Source organism: Lentzea xerophila (assembly GCF_051094245.1).
In the GTDB taxonomy this organism is placed as follows: Bacteria; Actinomycetota; Actinomycetes; order Mycobacteriales; family Pseudonocardiaceae; genus Lentzea; species Lentzea xerophila.
In genome coordinates this window covers 3,524,033-3,542,272 of the sequence record NZ_CP194934.1, presented here as the reverse complement: position 1 = coordinate 3,542,272, position 18,240 = coordinate 3,524,033, and the positions used below count along the sequence as shown (strand labels likewise).

Annotated in this window: 15 protein-coding genes; 13 read left to right on the top strand and 2 right to left on the bottom strand. The window is 70.5% G+C overall.

Translation table 11 applies throughout. The features are described 5' to 3' along the window. The first annotated feature begins 2 nt into the window (after positions 1–2). From ACRSBM_RS16755 to ACRSBM_RS16745, 3 genes are all read left to right on the top strand, one after another. On the top strand, positions 3–2,201 hold the full coding sequence (locus ACRSBM_RS16755) for a choice-of-anchor M domain-containing protein (RefSeq protein WP_434444332.1): 2,199 nt from the start codon (positions 3–5) through the stop codon (positions 2,199–2,201). 82 nt (positions 2,202–2,283) lie between these two features. Next, a complete protein-coding gene (locus ACRSBM_RS16750) occupies positions 2,284–3,699 on the top strand; it encodes a choice-of-anchor M domain-containing protein (protein WP_434444331.1) in 1,416 nt (471 codons plus the stop codon). A gap of 61 nt (positions 3,700–3,760) precedes the next feature. Further along, positions 3,761–4,756 carry a WxL protein peptidoglycan domain-containing protein gene (locus ACRSBM_RS16745; protein WP_434444330.1) on the top strand — a complete coding sequence of 332 codons (996 nt, stop codon included), beginning with the start codon at positions 3,761–3,763 and terminating at the stop codon, positions 4,754–4,756. A 408-nt stretch (positions 4,757–5,164) separates the two neighbouring features. Here the strand turns inward: ACRSBM_RS16745 and ACRSBM_RS16740 are convergent, their stop codons facing one another. After that, complete coding sequence (locus tag ACRSBM_RS16740) at positions 5,165–6,778, bottom strand: peptide chain release factor 3 (protein ID WP_434444329.1); 1,614 nt, start codon at positions 6,776–6,778, stop codon at positions 5,165–5,167. A 157-nt stretch (positions 6,779–6,935) separates the two neighbouring features. On the opposite strand from ACRSBM_RS16740, the gene ACRSBM_RS16735 reads away from it, so the two are divergent. The 5 genes from ACRSBM_RS16735 (at position 6,936) to ACRSBM_RS16715 (ending at position 11,352) form a co-directional block, all read left to right on the top strand. Then, on the top strand, positions 6,936–7,307 hold the full coding sequence (locus ACRSBM_RS16735; RefSeq protein ID WP_434453094.1) for a MerR family transcriptional regulator: 372 nt from the start codon (positions 6,936–6,938) through the stop codon (positions 7,305–7,307). A 470-nt stretch (positions 7,308–7,777) separates the two neighbouring features. After that, positions 7,778–9,262 carry a SulP family inorganic anion transporter gene (locus tag ACRSBM_RS16730; RefSeq protein WP_434444328.1) on the top strand — a complete coding sequence of 495 codons (1,485 nt, stop codon included), beginning with the start codon at positions 7,778–7,780 and terminating at the stop codon, positions 9,260–9,262. A gap of 127 nt (positions 9,263–9,389) precedes the next feature. After that, positions 9,390–9,677, top strand: a complete 288-nt coding sequence (locus ACRSBM_RS16725) for a hypothetical protein (protein ID WP_434444327.1) — start codon at positions 9,390–9,392, stop codon at positions 9,675–9,677. After that, the gene (locus ACRSBM_RS16720) at positions 9,674–10,639 is read left to right on the top strand and encodes an ADP-ribosylglycohydrolase family protein (RefSeq protein WP_434444326.1); all 966 of its coding nucleotides are present in this window, start codon (positions 9,674–9,676) and stop codon (positions 10,637–10,639) included. Before ACRSBM_RS16725 ends, ACRSBM_RS16720 begins: the two co-directional genes overlap by 4 nt. Further along, positions 10,636–11,352 carry a spermidine synthase gene (locus tag ACRSBM_RS16715; protein WP_434444325.1) on the top strand — a complete coding sequence of 239 codons (717 nt, stop codon included), beginning with the start codon at positions 10,636–10,638 and terminating at the stop codon, positions 11,350–11,352. Before ACRSBM_RS16720 ends, ACRSBM_RS16715 begins: the two co-directional genes overlap by 4 nt. A 307-nt stretch (positions 11,353–11,659) precedes the next feature. Here the strand turns inward: ACRSBM_RS16715 and ACRSBM_RS16710 are convergent, their stop codons facing one another. Next, positions 11,660–14,200: an AAA family ATPase gene (locus ACRSBM_RS16710; protein WP_434444324.1), complete on the bottom strand. Its 2,541-nt coding sequence runs from the start codon at positions 14,198–14,200 to the stop codon at positions 11,660–11,662. Between the two features lie 80 nt (positions 14,201–14,280). On the opposite strand from ACRSBM_RS16710, the gene ACRSBM_RS16705 reads away from it, so the two are divergent. From ACRSBM_RS16705 to ACRSBM_RS16685, 5 genes are all read left to right on the top strand, one after another. After that, the gene (locus ACRSBM_RS16705; protein ID WP_434444323.1) at positions 14,281–15,393 is read left to right on the top strand and encodes an MFS transporter; all 1,113 of its coding nucleotides are present in this window, start codon (positions 14,281–14,283) and stop codon (positions 15,391–15,393) included. Continuing rightward, a complete protein-coding gene (locus ACRSBM_RS16700; RefSeq protein ID WP_434444322.1) occupies positions 15,390–15,809 on the top strand; it encodes a Dabb family protein in 420 nt (139 codons plus the stop codon). The genes ACRSBM_RS16705 and ACRSBM_RS16700 overlap by 4 nt, the downstream gene beginning before the upstream one ends. Beyond that, the gene (locus ACRSBM_RS16695) at positions 15,809–16,198 is read left to right on the top strand and encodes an ester cyclase (RefSeq protein ID WP_434444321.1); all 390 of its coding nucleotides are present in this window, start codon (positions 15,809–15,811) and stop codon (positions 16,196–16,198) included. Before ACRSBM_RS16700 ends, ACRSBM_RS16695 begins: the two co-directional genes overlap by 1 nt. A gap of 114 nt (positions 16,199–16,312) precedes the next feature. Next, positions 16,313–16,690, top strand: coding sequence for a hypothetical protein (locus tag ACRSBM_RS16690; protein WP_434444320.1), 378 nt, complete (start codon positions 16,313–16,315; stop codon positions 16,688–16,690). A 335-nt stretch (positions 16,691–17,025) separates the two neighbouring features. Beyond that, on the top strand, positions 17,026–18,150 hold the full coding sequence (locus ACRSBM_RS16685; RefSeq protein ID WP_434444319.1) for a PucR family transcriptional regulator: 1,125 nt from the start codon (positions 17,026–17,028) through the stop codon (positions 18,148–18,150). Positions 18,151–18,240 lie beyond the last annotated feature (90 nt).

Here is an 18,240-nt window from a genome sequence, read left to right as displayed (position 1 = left end):
CCGTGACACTCGAAGGGATCGGCATGCGAATCGGCGCGGGTGATCGAAACCCGAAGCGACGGGGTGCGGTCGCCGCTGTGGTGGCAGCGGTGGTCGCCGTGGTCGCGGCTCCCGCAGCCGTGGCCGCGCCCGGTCCGGCACCCACGCCCCCGCAGCGGCAGCTCGTCGCGGGAGGCCACGTCGACCTGGTGACCGTGCTGCTCGAGAACGGCGCGCTGGTCGTCAGGGGCAAGAGCGACTCCGGACCGTTCGACCCGGCGGCCACGACTCTCAACGTCACCGACGCGGCCAAGCGGCCGGCGCCCTCCTCCCCCGCCTACAGCTTCCTCGGCGTGCCGGGCGGCACCCCGATCCACGTGATCCCGCAGACCTTCCAGCCGGATGTGTTGTGGGCGGGCTGGAACACCGAGTCGGTGCCGCGCGGGGCGCTCGCGGACAACGTTGTCGACCTCACGCTGCGGGCGGCGCGGGGACCCGGTCGCGTCGAGGTCTACGTCTCCGGGACCGACGGTCCCGAGCGCGTTTTCAGCTCGCACGATCCGGCCGTGCGCACAGCGCGCGTCGCGGTTCCCACCCACGCGCACGCCAACTGGGCGTTCACCGCGCCCGGCGTCTACGAGCTGGAGTTCCAGGCATCCGCGACCTCGGCGTCAGGGGCGCGCCTGGTCTCCTCTCCGGCCCGGTACGCGGTCGTCGTCGGGCCGCACAGCGCGGTGGCCACGACCACGACGCTGTCGGCGACCGGCACACCGGCGGGCATCGAGCTGACCAGCACGGTCACCGGCGGGCCGCAGAGCATCGACGGCGGCGTCCCCCAGGGCTGGGTGGAGTTCGTGCGGCACACCGCGGCGGGAGACGAGGTCGTCGCCCACGAGGCGCTGCGCGGCGGCTCCGCGAGCCTGGCACTGCCGGTGGACGCCGAGGCACTGGCGTTCACCGCCCACTTCGTCCCCGCGGCAGGTGACCTCGTCGCGCGGTCGCAGTCACCGCCCGCGGCCAACCCCGGAGCGCCCTCGGGTGCGGTGGTGACCGGAGTCCGCAACAGCTACACGCAGGGCGAGAAGATCACGGCGACCGCACTCGTCACCCCGCAACGACCCGGCCACACCGTCACCTGGTGGACGCGGAAGGCCGGCGTCACCACCGAGCGCGGAACGGGCGAAGTCCTCGCGCTGACCACAAGCCTCGACCTGCACGGCGCCGAACTCGCCTTCGACGTCCGCGATCAAAGCGGGACGACAGTGGTCTCGGCGCGGCCTGTGGTCCTGGACGTCCGCGCGGGTGTCCCCACCACGACCCCGCCCGCCCCGACGACCACTCCTCCAGGCACCACCACCGCCGCACCGCCGAAGGACGCGTCGCCGGCGACCGCGACGACGCAGGCCTGCGTGCCCACGACGGTCACCCGCACCGTGCCGCCCGGCGAGGTCGAGGTCGTCACGGACGGCCACTTCGACTTCGGACCCATCGTCGAGGGTGGCGCGTTCTCCGCTCGGGTCAAGGACGACCGCCAGGGCACCCCTGCCTACCGCGATCCGGCGAGCTACGTCTTCCACCTCGGAGACGCCACACGGGCGACGCCACCGCCGGGCTCCGGTCTGGACTTCCTGGGTTCGGGTCCAGTGTGGACGATTCCGCTGACGCAGCGTTCCGGCGTGCCGTGGCTGGGCTGGAACACCCAGCACCCCTCCGTGCTCGCCGCCGTGGACAGCAACGTCACGCTCACGCTGGACAAGCTCGACGGCCCCGGCGAGCTGGCCGTCTACGGACAGGACCCGTTCGGCGGTGTCGGTGACCGCTACTTCGGCACGGTCGCGGGGTTCCCCCGCGCCACCACCGTCCCGGTTGGACAGTCCGGGGTGCACGTGCACGCGGTGTGGGCGTTCACCAAGCCCGGCAGCTACTCCGCGACGTTCTCGGTCAGCGGTTCTATCGACGGCCGTCAGGCCGCCGCCAAGACCACGCTCGCCTTCCACGTCGGGCCTGGTGACCCGAAGGCCGCGCGTACGGGCACGCCGGTCGTGGAACAGGTGGGCCGCACGGCCGACGGCAAGGAGTGCACGCTGCCGTCCGGCCTGGCCTCGACCGGACTCGACGGCTCGGCCGTCGCCGGCCTCGTGGTCGCCGCGGCCCTGCTCATCCCCCTCGGCTTCCTGCTCACCAACCTGGCCACCCTCGCCGGCGTTCGTCGCCGGCGCTGAGCACCGCCTCTCCAGTCCCCGAAGAAAGGCAAAGAACGCAGTGACCGCAACAAAGGCAAGAACCAGAACGCGAGCCGCCATCGTGGCGCTCGCCGCCCTGGGGATGGTCGCCGGCCCGCTGGCCGGGACCGCCGCAGCCCAGGACAAGGTGGTCGTCTCCGAAGGCCACCTCGACCTGTTCTACGTGGACGTCCAGAACTCCGCCCACGTGCTCACGGCGCACACCGGGAGCGGCAACGTCGCCCCTGGCGACCTGACCGTGCACGCCAAGCCCTCGGTGGCCGCACGGACCGTCAGCGCCTCGATCGCCACCCTGCCGGGCTGGAAGGCGCAGGGTGAGACCTACTACCTGCTGCCGCAGAACTCGCAGCCCGGTCAGGTGTTCGCGGGCTTCGGCTACAGCTCGGCCGTGGCCGAGGGCACGTCGGTGACCTACACGCTCGACTCGCTGCAGGGCCCCGGCGCGTTCGCGCTGTGGCAGAACGGCGAGGAAGGGCCGAACGTCTTCCTGGCCTCCGCGGAGGGCGGCCCCAAGTCGTTCACCAGTGCCGCCGACCACGAGCACGGCAACTGGGGCTTCACCGAGCAGGGCGAGTACGCGCTGACCGTCAGCGCCACCGCGACCCCGCCCGGCGGGACCCCGGTGGCGATCCCGCCGGTGACGTACACGTTCTTCGTCGGCGAGCAGCTGCCGTCAGACCCCGGCACGCCGGCGACCCAGCTGTCGATCACCGGCCTGTCGGCCCACTACCACGCCGGTGGCCTCGCGGCGCTGACCGCGGTGCAGAACCCCGTCACCGACGAGAACCACTACCACTGGTTCACCAGGGCGGCCGGCGCGACCGAGTGGTCGGTCGTCTCCGGTGCGCTCACGGGGAAGTACGGCTTCGTGGTGCGCACCGCGGACAACGGCCGTCAGGTGAAGGCCGTGCTCTACAACCACGACCACGTCGTCATCGCCGAGTCCGAACCGGTCGTGGTCGTCGTCGACGACCACGGCAACGACCCGGTCAACGGCCCGACCATCACCACCACGCTGTCGGCGGAGCAGGGCGTGCTCGCCATCAGCGTCGCCCCGGAGAACCGCGAGGTCGACCTGGGCGCGCTGACGCTCAACCCGGCCGCCGACCGGTACACCGCGGCGGGTGCGCTCAAGCCGATCACGGTGACCGACACCCGTGCCGACAACCCCGGCTGGACCGCGTCCGGACGCGTGCGCGCGTTCACCACGGTCGACGGCAACCAGCTGGGCGGCAAGTACCTGGGCTGGGCGCCGAACGTGGTGTCCGCCTCGACCAGCCAGACGGTGACCGCCGGCCCGCAGGTCGCGTCCGGCTTCACCACCGGCAACGGTCTGGCCACGTGGTCGCAGCTGGCCACCGCCGCCTCGGGCGCGGGCCGCGGCACGGCCCAGCTCGGTGCCGGCCTGACCCTGGAGGCCCCGGTCGAGACCGCGCCGGGCGCCTACCAGGCGATGCTGATCCTGACCGCTATCTGAGTCCGGAGCACGGCGGGTGCGGGCTCTTCCCGCACCCGCCTGTTCCATTACGGAGCCCCGCGTGAGAAGACCGCTGGCAGCCCTGATCGTCGTGCTCGGGCTCGTCTCCCCTACGCCCGCAACGGCGCAACCCGTCCAGGACGACGCGAGGCTGACCTGGTCGGTCGCCCCGGCTGACGCCACTGGTCCGAACGGCCGCGCGCGGTTCGAGTACGTCGTCGAGCCCGGCATGCGCTACGACGACCACATCGCCGTGCGCAACCTGGGCGAGAGTGAACTGAACGTCGACCTCTACGCAGCGGATGCCGTCAACACCAGCACCGGTGGCTTCGACCTGCTCGCCCGCGACGAACCCTCGCCGTCCATGGGCTCCTGGATCACCATCACCGAACCGAAGGTCATCCTCAAACCTCGCTCGACCACCGTCGTGCCTTTCCGGCTGACCGTGCCCCAGGACGCCGAACCCGGCGACCACGCGGGCGGCCTGGTCGCCGCCCTCACCACCGGCGCCCAGGTTCAGGTGGAACGACGTGTCGGTGCCCGCCTGTACGTCCGGGTCGCCGGCCCGGTCACCCCGAACCTGCGCGTCGACCAGCCCACCGCCGCCTATCGGGGCACGGTCAACCCAGCAGCCCCCGGCGAAGCCGACGTGACCTGGACCGTGGTCAACGACGGCAACGTCCGCCTCGCGTTCCGGCCGTCGGTGCGCGTGGAGGGCCTGTTCGGCCTCGGCACGACCCAATGGACCAGCGACACCCCGACCGAACTCCTGCCGGGTGGTGCCATCACCCTGAACCACACCCTGACGGGTGTGTGGCCACTCGGCCCGCTCACCGTCAGCGGAGAGGCCGAACCGGTCGCCTCAGGCCCTCAGGACCTGGCCGGCGTGGTCGCCACCGCCACAGCCGACACCACTCTCTGGGCCATCCCTTGGAGCGCACTCGGAGCCCTCTTGCTGCTGACCGCGATCCTCGTCGCCCTGTGGCGCGTCCGCCGCCGCATCCGCCGGCTGACCAAAGCCGCCGGCACCGCTGAACAGCCGGCAACACCGAACTGAGCGCCTCGATTCGCACGCGTCGGATCGGCCGGAGAACCGGCAACCCCGCCACGTCGTCCTCGAACCGGTCCTCCGGAATGCGTCCGGCGGCGCTGCGGATGGACTGCTCGATCAACGAGAGCGCGCCCTCCGCAACGTCGTCCGCGGAGTCTCCGCGCTCTGCGACGGGTCGGCGATCTCCTGCTTCCACACCTTGTGGTGCCGGCCTACGCGAACTGGGCGAGGCCTAGCGGCGTACGGTCGCTGCGGAGCCGTTTTCTCGGTCGCGTGGATCAAGCACACAGCCGACAGTAGCGGCGGTTACCCGCGTTGCCACTTCACAAGCTCTCGGTTGCGTGACGTGGAAGCCCATCCGGACGGGGTGGGCGAGCGGAACGAGATCAGGACTTCTACCCAGGTGACGAACGGTCAGTCGTCGGTCCCCGCGACAAGAGACTCCAGCCGCACCTCGGGATGCAGCCGCCGCAGCACTCCCAGCGCGGTCGAGTCCACGAACAGGGCGAGGTCGACACCGTCGGTGCGGGTGAGCACCTCGCTGCGGCTGCCGTCCACGAGGGACCGTTGCCTCGGGTCCGCCAGGCGGCGCACCACGGTGTAGGGCAACGGTTCCAGCCGCACCGGTGACTTGAACTCTGCGTCCAGGCGGTGTGCGGCGACCTCGAACTGCATCGGGCCGACCGCGGCGACCACCGGCGCGCCGTCGCCGCGCCGCAACGAGCGCAGCACCTGCACGACGCCTTCGGACTCCAGTTGTTCGATGCCCTTGCGGAACTGCTTGGAGCGGCTGAGGTCCGCGGGCCGGGCCGCGGCGAAGTGTGCCGGCGCGAAGCTGGGCAGGCCGGGAAACCGCACGGCGGGCTTGCCCGCGTGCAGGGTGTCGCCAACACGCAGGGCGGTGGCGTTGACCAGTCCGATCACATCACCTGGAAAGGCGGTGTCCAATGTGGAACGTTGCTGACCGAAGACCTGTTGCGCGTACTTGGTCGCGAACGGTTTGCCCGTGGCCGAGTTGGTCACGACCATGCCGCGCTCGAACACTCCCGAGCAGACGCGCGCGAACGCGACCTGGTCGCGGTGCGCGGGATCCATGCCGGTCTGCACCTTGAACACGAACGCCGAGAACGGCGCGTCCAGTTCGCGGGGATTGCCGGCGATGTCCGGCCGTGCGGTGGGGCGCGGCGCGATGTCGACGAGCAGGTCGAGCAGGTGCCGCACACCGAAGTTGAGCACCGCGGAACCGAACAGCACCGGCGTGGCCGTGGCGTCGAGGAACCGCTCCAGCTCGAACTCGCCGCCAGAGGCCGCGATCAGCTCGGCCTCCTCACAGGTCCGCGTCCACTCCGCGCCTTCCTCAGCCTCCGCCTGTCCAGACGCCAGATGCTCTTCACCAGCGGCCGTGGCGCCACCCGCGGTGCGCTGGTAGCGCACGAAGTGGCCGCCGCGCCGGTCGAGCACGCCGCGGAAGTGGCCCGCGTCGCCGACCGGCCAGGTCAGCGGCATCGGTTGCAGCCCGATCCGTTCCACGAGCTCGTCGCACAGGTCCAGAGCGTCTCGGCCGGGGCGGTCCCACTTGTTGATGAACGTGATCACCGGGATGCCGCGGTACCGGCAGACGTCGAACAGCTTGAGGGTCTGCGGCTCCAGGCCTTTGGCCGCGTCGAGCAGCATGACCGCGCAGTCCACCGCCGACAGCACCCGGTAGGTGTCCTCGGAGAAGTCCGCGTGCCCAGGGGTGTCCAGCAGGTTGATCACGCAGTCGCGGTAGGAGAACTGCAACGCCGCGGAGGTGATGGAGATCCCGCGCGCCTTCTCCATTTCCATCCAGTCCGACACCACTCCGCGCCGCCCGGCCTTGCCGTGCACCGCGCCTGCCTCGGAGATCACCTTCGCGTGCAGGGCGAGTGCCTCGGTCATGGTCGACTTGCCCGCGTCGGGGTGGCTGATCACCGCGAAGGTGCGCCTGCGCTCGGCTTCCGCGGGCACGGCTGCGGATGAGACGGTCGCCGGGGTGGCGGTGGTCATTCGTGATCCTTCAGGTAGACGACACCCGAACCCTACCCTCACGTCACGGTAATCTGAGGCTGGCCCGGTGGCGCGAGTGAAGCACGAGCACGAGACGTGATGACAGAATGGCCGGTGATCGTGGCGCGATTCGGGAAGGGACGTTGTGGGCGAGCACATGCAGATCGGTGAGGTGGCGGAGCGGACCGGTCTGTCGTTGCGCACCATCCGGTACTACGAGGAGGTCGACCTGGTGGTGCCGAGCGCACGCAGCCAGGGCGGGTTCCGCCTCTACACCGAGCCCGACGTGCAACGCCTCGACGTGATCAAGCGGATGAAACCGCTCGGCTTCCAGCTCGACGAGATGCGCGAGCTGCTCGGCATCCTGGACGCGTTGTCCGCCGGCGACGATCCCGACCGCGACAAGAACCTCGACCGCCTCTCGCAGTTCTGGACCGCCGCCGACGAACGCTGCCAGCGGCTGCGCGCGGAGCTGCGCATCGCCGAGGACTTCGCCACGACCCTGCGTTCCCACCTGCCCGCGGACTGACGACCGCCGCCGCGAGGCCGCCCCTTCACACCCGACGTTCTCGACCAGGCCACGAGGTGATCCACACCCGGATGCGGGACGATCACCACGGCCATCCGGAGAGCTTGCTCACGATCAGTCCGTCCGGCCTGGGATCAACCGTCACGTCAGGGTAGAGTCCACTGTGGTTGCGCCGGAGATGCCGCGGCCCGTCACGTGATCCCGATCCCTTGCGGACGCAAGGCGTAGCGGGGTCCGTCGGACTTCGAGAGGCACCCGACGCATGAGTACCGCCAGGGAGGATCGCAGGGCCCAGCACCACGCTCTGCGGACCCGCAGCTGTTCGCGGCACCGACCACAGCACACGTCCACCGGCGTCAGCGCCGGCCCTTCCCGCGTGCACTGGGGCGCGCGGCCCTGAAACTTTGTTCACCGCGCGAGCCTCTGCCTGCTCGCGCGCACAAACCCTGAGGTGTCGATTGTCCTCACACGTGGCTGCGCCGCGCCCAACACTGCTGTCGAGGCTCCGCACGACCTGGTTCGCCAACCCTCGCGCCGACCTGCTGTCCGGCCTGGTGGTCGCGCTCGCGCTGATCCCCGAGGCGCTGTCGTTCTCGATCATCGCGGGCGTCGACCCGAAGGTCGGTCTCTACGCCTCCTTCACCATCGCGATCATCATCGCGTTCTCCGGCGGCCGTCCCGGCATGATCTCCGCCGCCACCGGCGCCATGGCCCTGGTCCTCGTGCCGCTGGTGCGTGACCACGGCGTCGAGTACCTGTTCGCCGCCACCATCCTCACCGGCGCGTTCCAGATCGTGTTCGGCCTGGTGGGCGTGCACAAGCTGATGCGGTTCGTGCCGCGAACCGTGATGGTCGGCTTCGTCAACTCTCTCGCGATCCTGCTGTTCACCGCGCAGATCCCGCACATCACGCGCGGCGGCTGGCCGGTCATCGCACTGGTGGTGCTCGGTCTCGGCATCATCTACCTGCTGCCGAGGCTCACGAAGGCGATCCCCGCACCGCTGGTGGCCATCGTGGTGATCACCGCGCTGACGGTGTTCCTGCACATCGCGGTGCCCACCGTCGGCGGCATGGGTGAACTGCCCACCGCTCTGCCCGGTTTCGGGCTGCCGATGGTGCCGTTCACGCTGGAAACCCTCGCGATCGTCGCGCCCTTCGCGCTGACGCTGGCGGTCGTCGGCCTGATCGAGTCGCTGCTGACCGCCCAGCTGCTCGACGACCTCACCGACACCCCGTCCAAGAAGGGGATGGAGGTCCGCGGGCAGGGCATCGCCAACATCGCCACCGGCTTCCTCGGCGGCATGGCGGGCTGCGCGATGATCGGCCAGTCCATCATCAACGTCAAGTCCGGCGGCCGCACCCGGCTGTCCACCCTCGCGGCCGGTGTGTTCCTGCTGATCCTGGTCTTCACCCTCGGCCCGGTCGTCTCGCTGATCCCGATGGCCGCGCTCGTCGCGGTCATGGTCTTCGTGTCGATCAGCACCTTCGACTGGACCAGCATCAAGCCGGCCGCGCTGCGCCGCGCTCCCAAGAGCGAGACCGCCGTGATGGTCGTGACCGTCGGCACCGTCGTCGCCACCCACAACCTCGCCCTCGGCGTCATCGCGGGCGCCCTGCTCTCGGCGATCTTCTTCGCTCGCCGCGTCGCGCACCTCGTCGACGTCTCCAGCGTGCTCGACCCGGACGGCGAAATCCGTGTCTACGCGGTGACCGGTGAGCTGTTCTTCGCCTCCAGCAACGAGCTGATGCACTCCTTCGACTACACCGACACCGTGTCGAAGGTGGTCATCGACCTGTCCGACGCCCACGTGTGGGACAGCTCCGCGGTCGCCACCCTCGACGCGGTCACCGCGAAGTTCACCTCACGCGGCATCGAGGCCGAGATCATCGGCCTCAACCCGCACAGCGAGCAACTGCACACCAAGCTGTCAGGGCAGCTCGCCGGATCACACTGACACGCCCGACAGGGGTTCGGGCACTGATCCTGGCAGCCAGGAGGTTCAGCACGGGTTGCGGACTCTGGCAGAGGACGCCGGACTCGATCTCCCGACATCGTCCCCGCCCCCGATTTCGGTCGCTCCGGTGGTCTCGCCCGACGTCATCAACCCGGACGAGTCTCTGCGGCTGCTGCGGCCGGCACCGGCTCTGACCGTCGCATTCGACGATGGCAGGACCTGCACGGTGCTACTGGCCGCGCCCTTCGCCGGAAGCGTCGACCGCGCGACCGTCTCCGGCGTCTTCGCGCACGAAGCGACCGTGGACGGCATCACCGATCTCTTCCCCGCAGGACCGCACCGCATCGGCCCCGCCCGGCCGCTCTACCGAATCGTGCTCGACACCGCCGCACGGAAATCTGGTGATCTTCAATGACCGCTTCCACCAACACCGTCACTCGCACGGACAAATGCCGTGGGCTTCTGCTCGGCGCCGGGCTCGGTGACGCACTCGGCGCACCGTTCCACGGCCGCGTCACCGTGGACGCCGACACGCTGACCGCGGAGGAACGCGCACCGAGCCTGCTGGTGCACACCGACGACACCGCGCTGACTCTCGTGCTGGCGGAACACCTGGCCGCCCGGCGCGACACCGACGTCCTCGACGAGGATGCGCTGGCCCGCGAGTTCGCCGCGGCGTGGCAGCGTGAACCATGGCGGGGTTTCGAATCCGGCACACCACAGATGTTCGGCCTGCTCCACGCGGGCGTGGCGTGGAGCGCCGCTGCCGAGGCGTTCGTGCAAACGCAGTCATCCCAGGGAAACGGCGCCGCCGGCCGTGTCGCACCTGTCGCACTGGTGGGAACGAGCGTGCCGCACACCAAACAGCTCGCGCTCCGCAGCGCCTCTGTCACCCACGCCCACGCCCACGGCAGGCACGGCGCCGAATGCCAGGCTGTCGCGGCTCACCTCGCGTTGCACAGCAATCCCGCCCACCCTCTGGACCGAGACCAGTTCCTCCGCGACATCGCCGAAGTGCTGCCGTCACAGCTGTGGCGGGACCAACTCGACCGCGTCAGCCATCTCACCGACGGCGCCGACCCCGTCCGCGCCGCCCAAGTCCTGGGCAACGACAACTCGGCTCTCGGCTCGGTTCCCCTCGCGTTGCTGGCGTTCCTGCGCAACCCGGACGACCCCGCCGACGCGATCCGCTACGCGGTCCGGGCCGGCGGTGCCACCGACACCATCGCCGGCATGGCCGGCGCACTCGCCGGCGCCCGCACCGGGATCGGCGCACTGCCTCGGTCCTGGCTGCGCCGGTTCCACACCAGTGGCAAGCTGTGCCGTCTCGCCGACCAACTCGCAGGACCCGCCGCCATGGAGCTGACCAACGCATGAGTGCTCGTTTCCAGGAACTCGACTGGCGCCAGACCCCGCTGGGTGAACTCACCCTGCGCCGCCGGCTTGACCCCAGCAGTGGCAAGGAAATCCACGAGATCAAGCTCAACGACGAGTTCCTGATGTCCAGCCTGTTCACCGTCGCCGAGGTCGAACTGGCCCGCCTGGCGCTGGCGGGCACGCCACCGGAACCTCTGGACGTGGTCGTGGGCGGCCTCGGACTCGGCTACACCGCGCAAACCGTGCTCGAGCACTCGAACATCGGTTCGCTGCTGGTCGTCGACGCCCTCAGCGAGGTCATCGAATGGCATCAGCAGGAACTCATCCCCGCCGGGAAAGCACTGGTCGCCGACCCGCGTTGCCGCCTGGTCCACGGTGACTTCTTCGCCATGCTCCGCTCTGGACAGGGTTTCGACCCGGCAACTCCCGGCCGCAAGTTCGACGCCATCATCGTCGACATCGACCACTCGCCACGCCACCTGCTGCACCCGAGCAACGCCGACTTCTACCAGCCCGAGGGCTTGCACCGCCTCGCCGCACTGCTGCGCCCCGGCGGAGTCTTCGCGCTGTGGTCCAACGACCCGCCCGACGACGAGTTCACCGCGACTCTCGCGGCCGTCTTCACCGAAGTACGGGCCGAGGTCGTCAGCTTTCCCAACCCGTTGCAGGGCAACGACTCCACCAACACCGTCTATCTCGCGAAACTCGGTTGACCGTCGCCGGCCTACCGGTTGTACCGCAGCATGAACGACACCAGAGATGAACCAGGCTGCGTCATCACCGCCACGTTCGACGTCGACGGCCCCGAGCGGCAGCGCCACATCGTGGGCGCGCTCGCCGACGCCGCCTCCCGCGTCGAGCCGTTTCCGGGCGCGTCGTCCGTGCACTTCCACCTCAGCGTGGACGGCGAACCGAGCTGGCCGGCGAGCTTGACCGCGGTCCAACGCCACCCAGCGCATCACCTTCGACGAACCTGCTCGTCATGCAGGTAGGGCACGACTATGTCGGCCCCGCGTGCGGTCAGCCGACGGAGGTGCGGAGCTGGCGGCGGGAGTGGATCCCGAGCTTGCGGTAGACGTTGCGCAGGTGGGCGTCGACGGTGCGGGGGCTGAGGAACAGGCGCGCGGCGACCTCCTTCGACGTGGCGCCGGTCGCGACGAGGCGCGCGATGTGGACCTCCTGGGCGGTCAGAGCCTCGAAGGCGTCAGCGGAACGGCTCCGCGCCACCTCTCCGGTCGCCTTCAGCTCGTCCGCCGCGCGTTGGGCGAACCCGAGCACGCCCATGTCCGCGAACGACTCGTGTGCGGTGCGGAGGTGTTCGCGCGCATCCTTGCGACGACCCGCACGTCGTAACCACTCGCCGTAGAGCAGGTGCGCGCGTGCGCGATAAGGCGCCGGACTGCCGGTCCCCACCGCTTCGAGGTAGTCGTCTTCAACGCCGGACACCAACGCCCGTGCGCACGCTGTGACACCGCGAGCCCACGCGGTACCGCTGGCCGATGAACGCGCACTGAGCTCGGCCAGCGCAGCGGAGGCGTCCTCACCACACCGCACCGCCGCCTCGATCTGCTCCGGCAACGCGATGCCCGCCAGGTAGAGGTCACCGGCCTGGCCCGCGGCCCGCGCCTCGGTCAACGCGGCGGGGTAGTCGCCGCGCGCGTTGTACCGCACGGACTTCGCCCAGTGGATGTTGGCGACGAGCTGGCCCTTGCCGTGGGCGCCGGCCTCGGTCAGCGCCGTGTCGAGCGGCCCGAGCTCACCCTGCCACGCCAGCAGGTGCACCCGCGCGTACGTCATCGGCAGGTCGCCGAACGCGTCCGCGATCGCCTCCTCCTCGGCCACGAGGGTCGTCACCGCCGCCAGCTCGCCCCGGTGCGCGGCCGCGACCGCCTCCTGCGCGAGCCCGAGCCGCAGCGCCCACGGCGAGCCGGTGTCGCGGCCGGTCGTGAGCAGCCACCGGGTGATCTCGACGTGGGCGTCCAGGTCCCACAGCTCACCGGCGATCATCGATGCCAGCGCGGGCCGGCGCGTCCACAGCGCGCGTTCGGCGAGCACCCGCCGCAGCAACGGCGCCGCCGCCTGGTGACCGGCGCCGGTGAGCAGCACCAACGCGTCCAGCACGTCCGGCTGCTCCGAAGGCGGCGCGGAGCGGGCCTCGGTGAGAACGGTGTCCATCACGCCGGCCGCGCGACCCACGACCAGGCCCATCTCCAGCGCGTCGAGGAAGCACTCCCGTGACCACCGCGGATCGATCGCGGCGAGCCGGTGCGCGGCGCTGAGCATGAGCGCGGCGCCGTCGTCCTGCCGCACGAACGCGATCCGGCCGCGCAACAGGTCCGCGCGGGCGTGCTGCACGTCGTCCTGCGGCTCCACCGACGACAGCAGCTCGGCGGCCGCGGTCGCCGCACCGGCGTCGAGCTCGGCCTGAGCCGCTTGCAACGCGCGTTCCGTACGTGCCACCGGGTCCAGCGACAACGCCGCCGCCCGTGCCAGGAACGCCGCCGACCCCCGCAGCCCGCCGCGCGCCCTGGCCCGGCCCGCGGCGGCCTCCAGTTCGGCCGCCACCTCCTCGTCCGGCCCGGTGGTCGCCTCGGCGCGGTGCCAGGCCCTGCGGTCGGGGTCCGTCGTGACCTCGGCCAGCGCCCGGTGCGCTGCCCGGCGTTCGGCGGCGGTCGCGGCCCGGTAGACGGCGGACCGCGCGAGCGGGTGGCAGAAGCGGACCTTCGTAGAGATCGTCACCAGATCACCGGTGTCGGCGTCGGTGGCCAGCCCGAGCACCTCGGCGGCCGCCCAGAGCAGTCCGGGGTCACCGGTCGCGTCGGCGCTCGCGAGGATCAGCAGCCGCCGGCCGGGCAGACCGTCCAACCTGGACTGAAAGCCGCGCTCGACCCGTTGCACGACCGACGAGGAATCAGGCAGACCGAACCCGGCTTTGGGAAGTTCCAGCAGCGCCAGTGGGTTTCCGCGCGCCTCGGCGAGCACGCGGTCGTCCGGCACGCCGCCCAGCAGCTTGCGCGCGTCGGCATCGGACAGCCCGCTGAGCTCCAGCGACGGCAGCTCGGTCAGCCCCGCCCGCGCCGCGAACACCATCGCCACCGGCTCGGCGGCGATCCGGCGGGCCAGGAACGACAACGCCTTCGCCGACGCCGTGTCCAGCCAGTGCGCGTCGTCCACCACGCACAGCAGCGGCAGCTCACGCGCGGCGGCGGCGAGCAGGTCGAGCGCCGCGAGCCCGATCCGGAACAGGTCCGGCGCACCCTCGGCCATCCCGAACGCCACCTCGAGCGCGCGCCGCCGCTGCGGCTCCAGCTCGTCGAGGTGGCCCAGCACCGGCACGCACAGCTGGTGCAGCGCCGCGAACGGCAGATCCGTCTCGAACTCCGACCCGGACGCCTCCACCAGCCGGAACCCCGCCGCGCCCCGGACGTGGTCGAGCAACGCCGTCTTGCCGATCCCCGCCTCGCCCCGCAGCACCAGCACTCCGCCACTGCCCTCCCGAGCGGCGGCGAGCAGGCCGTCCAGGCAACGGATCTCGTCAGTGCGGCCGAGCAGCAGGGGCATGACCGAACTCTACGTAAACCGGCCACCTACGTAATTCCTGCCGACGCGAACGACGGGCCCCCGCGACGAAGGTTTGTCGTGTGACCACACGAACTGCGCCTACGACCTTCGCCAGAGGCACCGTGCTCGGTGCGGCGACGCTCACGATCATGGCCGCCGCGATCATCGCGCCGAGCCTGCCCGCGATGAGCGACGTCTATGGAGCGGGCGTGCTGGTCCGGCTCGCGCTGACCATCACCTCGCTGGCCATCGCGGTGAGCGCGCCGCTGTCCGGTGCGTTCGCCGACCGGATCGGCCGCAAGCCGCTGCTGGTCGGCGCGTTGATCCTCTACGCGGTCAGCGGGACGGCCGGGTTCTTCATCAGCGACCTGACCGTACTGCTCGCCAGCCGGGCCCTGCTGGGGCTGGCGGTCGGCGGCGTGATGACGGCGGTCAGCGCAGTGGTCACCGACTGGTTCGACGGACCGCGGCGAGTCCGTTTCCTCGGGTTGCAGCAGGCCTTCGCGAGCCTCGGCGGGGTGGTGTTCCTGCCGCTCTCCGGGGTGCTGGCCGAGATCGGCTGGCGCGCGCCGTTCTGGCTCTACTCGGTGGCCGCTGTCGTCGCGCTGGCCGCGATCGCGGCTCTGCACGACGAACCACGACCCCACGCGGTCACCACCGAGAGGTTCAAGCCGCCCACCCGAGCGATCCGGATCTACGTGCTCGCACTGGCGGCAACGCTGGTGTTCTACATGGCGCCGACCCAGCTGCCGTTCCTGCTGACCGAGCTGCACGTCAGTCCCGCGCTCATCGGCGTCGTCATCGCCGGCAGCACGGTCACCAGCGCCATCGGGGCGTTGCTCAAGCCGCCGCGCGAACCGATCGCGATCAGCACCGGACTGCTCGGCCTCGGCTGGCTGCTGGCCGGCACGGGGACCGTTCCCGGCGTCGTCGGCGGGCTGCTGATCGGCGGCGTCGGCGTCGGGATCGTCGTGCCGCACCTCAACGTCCAGCTCGCCGGGATGGCCGCACCGCAGCACCGCGGCCGCGTGCTCAGCGGGCTGGTGGCCGGGATATTCCTCGGCCAGTTCCTCTCACCCCTCGTCGTCGCGCCGCTGGTCGAGCTCACCGGGATCGCCGGTGCGTTCGCCTGGGCCGGCGCGGTCACCACTCTGGGCGCGATCGCCGCCCTCGTCACCAAGGAGAAGAAATGATCTACCACGGCAACCGCTTCACGCTCCGCGAGGACGCCACCCCCGACCAGGTCGAGGAGGCGCTGGAGAGCCTGCGCAACCAGGGCCGCGTGATCCCGTCCGTCAAGCACTTCGTCGTCGGCCGCGACTTCGGCGGCGAGTACGAGTGGGGCGCCACGTTCGTCATCGAGGACCTCGACGGGTACTGGGAATACCTGATCCACCCCGCACACCGCAACACCGACCGGGTCGGCCTGCCGCTCGTGGACAAGTTCTCCTCGTTCGACATCACCGACGACCAGGACCCCGAGATGGGCGCCAAGATCGCCGCACTGCACCAGAAGCGCTACGACAGCGACCCCGAACTCACCCAGCTCGTGTCCGACCTCGGCGAGTACAGCGGCTCCGCGGCTCCCGGAAAGCACGGTGACGCGTGATGACCACGATCACCGAGGCCTGGAAGGACATCTGGAACGGTGACCTGTCCCTCGTGGACGGCACGATCCACGAGGACTTCACCTCGCACGCCGCCCCGCTGCTGGGTGGCCCGCCACAGGACTCGGTGGGCAGGGCGAACCTGCACACCTGGGTGAGCGGCGCCCGCGAGTTGCTGCCGGGGCTGCGGTTCACCGTCCAGGTCGGACCGATCACCGACGGGGACCTCCTGGTGCTGCGCTGGCACGCCACCGCCGACCACCCCGAGGCCGGTCCGATCTCCTTCTACGGCACCGACATCCTGCGACTGCAGGACGGTCTCGTCGCCGAGTACTGGGCCAACGCCGACAGCCTGTGGGCCGCCCAGCAACTGGGCGTCGTACAGCTCTAGTGTCCTGAGTTATTGATTTCTGTGCTGTGGCGTGCAATGGGGTCGAGGATCTGGGCGGCGGTCGTGGTCCAGACGTAGGGCCGTGGTTCGTCGTTCCAGGTCTCGATCCATGCGTTGCGTCGCACCGACACCACCGACCCCGCCTCGTTGTTCCCAGCAACGGTGCTGACGGCCAGCAGTCACCTGGCGTTCGGTGTGGTTCCGAGATTCCGCATCGCGGTGCGGTCGGCGATCGGAACCGCCGTGGTCATGAAGTCGTTGCTCGCCCTCGGATTTCTGAGCGGGCACGATGTGGTCGATCGCCCGGCGTGCGTGCCGTTCGTTACCGGCATCGCCGGTGGCACCGGCCGAGTCGACTGGACCTTCGCACCACGGGTGGCCGGCTCGACGCAGGGTGCCCTTCCACCACCTCCACGACCTGTCGCTAACCCCGGAGACACGAGCAGCGACACACCGCCTGCCCTGGTGCTGCACACCTCGACAGGGACCTGAAAGTCCCCCGGCGAGGCTGCCGCGGCGTGCGGGCGCTGCGCCTGCGGAAGACGACGTCGACTGACGACGGCATCGACGAGGCGCAGAGGGTTGTCCGCAAGTAGGCTCAACATCTCAAGGTCGAGCGGTACGCCACAACGCCGAAGAAGAATGGAGCTGCCCGCTCTGGCACGACAGGTGCCCAAACTCGCCACCTGAGATAAAGGTCCACAAAGGAGTCTGACTAGTTGACCCGCAACCGTCCGATACCCGCTGCATGGACCGACGAAGCGTTGCCGGCGTTGGCGGACGAGGTCCGCGCTGAGCTCACTCGCACCTGACTCTGCGGAGGTCACATGGCCAAGCGGTCGACCGGACCGGCACCGAGCGACGTGCCCGCCGACGTGCCGGTGTTCGTCCAGGCACTCAGGGCGATCAGCCTGGCGGGCAGGACGCTGTCGGCCAAGGAAAGGCGCGACCTGCACGACCTGGGTGCCGACGCCGCGGAACGGGGTGTGCCGCTGCGCGAGCTGATCGAGCGGCATCTCGGGGAGGCGAGGCGAACGTGGGCGGACTTGCCCGGCGTGGACGCCGCTGCGAGCACCGACGCCCTGAAGCGGACCGGTGAAGCCTTGTTCCTGGCAGCGCAGGACGCCGTCGGCGAGCTGACCAAGGGGTACGAGGAAAGCCAGCGCTGGACGGTGCGCAGGGAGGAGTCGCTGCGGCACGAGTTCATCGACGACCTGCTGACCGGACGCGATCTCGGCCAGCTCGCGGAACGCGCCGAGCGGTACGGGCTGCAGCTCGCCGGGACGAACGTCGTCGCGGCGGCATCGGCGTCCCAGCCGTTCCTCGGCTCGGGCGCGGCGACGTCGAGCGTCCAGGCCGCGATGAGCCTGCGGTTCAGCTCCCGCCACGTGCTCGTGGCCGCGCGCGAGGGTCTGCTGGTGTGCGTGGTCCCGCACGACCTCGGCGGCGCGCCTGAGGAGTTCGCGCGTCAGGTCGGTGAGGTCGTGGGACGGAACACTGTCTGGCGGGTCGGTCTCGGCCAGCCGCAGTCCGGTCCTGGCGGCGCGGTCCGTTCCTTCGAACAGGCACGCAACGCCCTTGACCTCGCCGAACGTCTCGATCTGCGCGAACGGCTCGTCAAAGCCGCGGATCTCCTGGTCTACCAAGTGCTTCTGCGGGACAGCGCGGCGCTCGGCGAACTCGTCACCGCCGTGCTCGAGCCGTTGCGCGGGGCACGCGGAGGAGCGGAACGTTTGATGGGCACGCTCGACGCCTACTTCGCCTCCGGGCGGGTCACGACCGCTACCGCGAAGGCCCTCGGCGTCGGCGTGCGCACGGTCACCTACCGCCTCGATCGGGTCCGCGAGCTGACCGGTTACCGCGCCGACGATCCCGCCCAGGCGTTCACTCTTCAGGTGGCGGTGCTCGGTGCGCGCCTGCTCGGCTGGCCCTGGGCTGCACCGGTCCCCTGATTGCCGGGCACCGGCAGGTAACGGCACCCCAACTGGCCGGGCGAACGCCTGTCCGCCGGGCGACATCGGGCAGACCATTGGAGCGAGACG

Coding starts and splice junctions, on each gene's coding strand:
- ACRSBM_RS16740 (WP_434444329.1), bottom strand. CDS start 6,778: ATGACCACCGCCACCCCGGCGACCGTCTCATCCGCAGCCGTGCCCGCG.
- ACRSBM_RS16735 (WP_434453094.1), top strand. CDS start 6,936: ATGCAGATCGGTGAGGTGGCGGAGCGGACCGGTCTGTCGTTGCGCACC.
- ACRSBM_RS16720 (WP_434444326.1), top strand. CDS start 9,674: ATGACCGCTTCCACCAACACCGTCACTCGCACGGACAAATGCCGTGGG.
- ACRSBM_RS16715 (WP_434444325.1), top strand. CDS start 10,636: ATGAGTGCTCGTTTCCAGGAACTCGACTGGCGCCAGACCCCGCTGGGT.
- ACRSBM_RS16710 (WP_434444324.1), bottom strand. CDS start 14,200: ATGCCCCTGCTGCTCGGCCGCACTGACGAGATCCGTTGCCTGGACGGC.
- ACRSBM_RS16700 (WP_434444322.1), top strand. CDS start 15,390: ATGATCTACCACGGCAACCGCTTCACGCTCCGCGAGGACGCCACCCCC.
- ACRSBM_RS16695 (WP_434444321.1), top strand. CDS start 15,809: ATGACCACGATCACCGAGGCCTGGAAGGACATCTGGAACGGTGACCTG.
- ACRSBM_RS16685 (WP_434444319.1), top strand. CDS start 17,026: ATGGCCAAGCGGTCGACCGGACCGGCACCGAGCGACGTGCCCGCCGAC.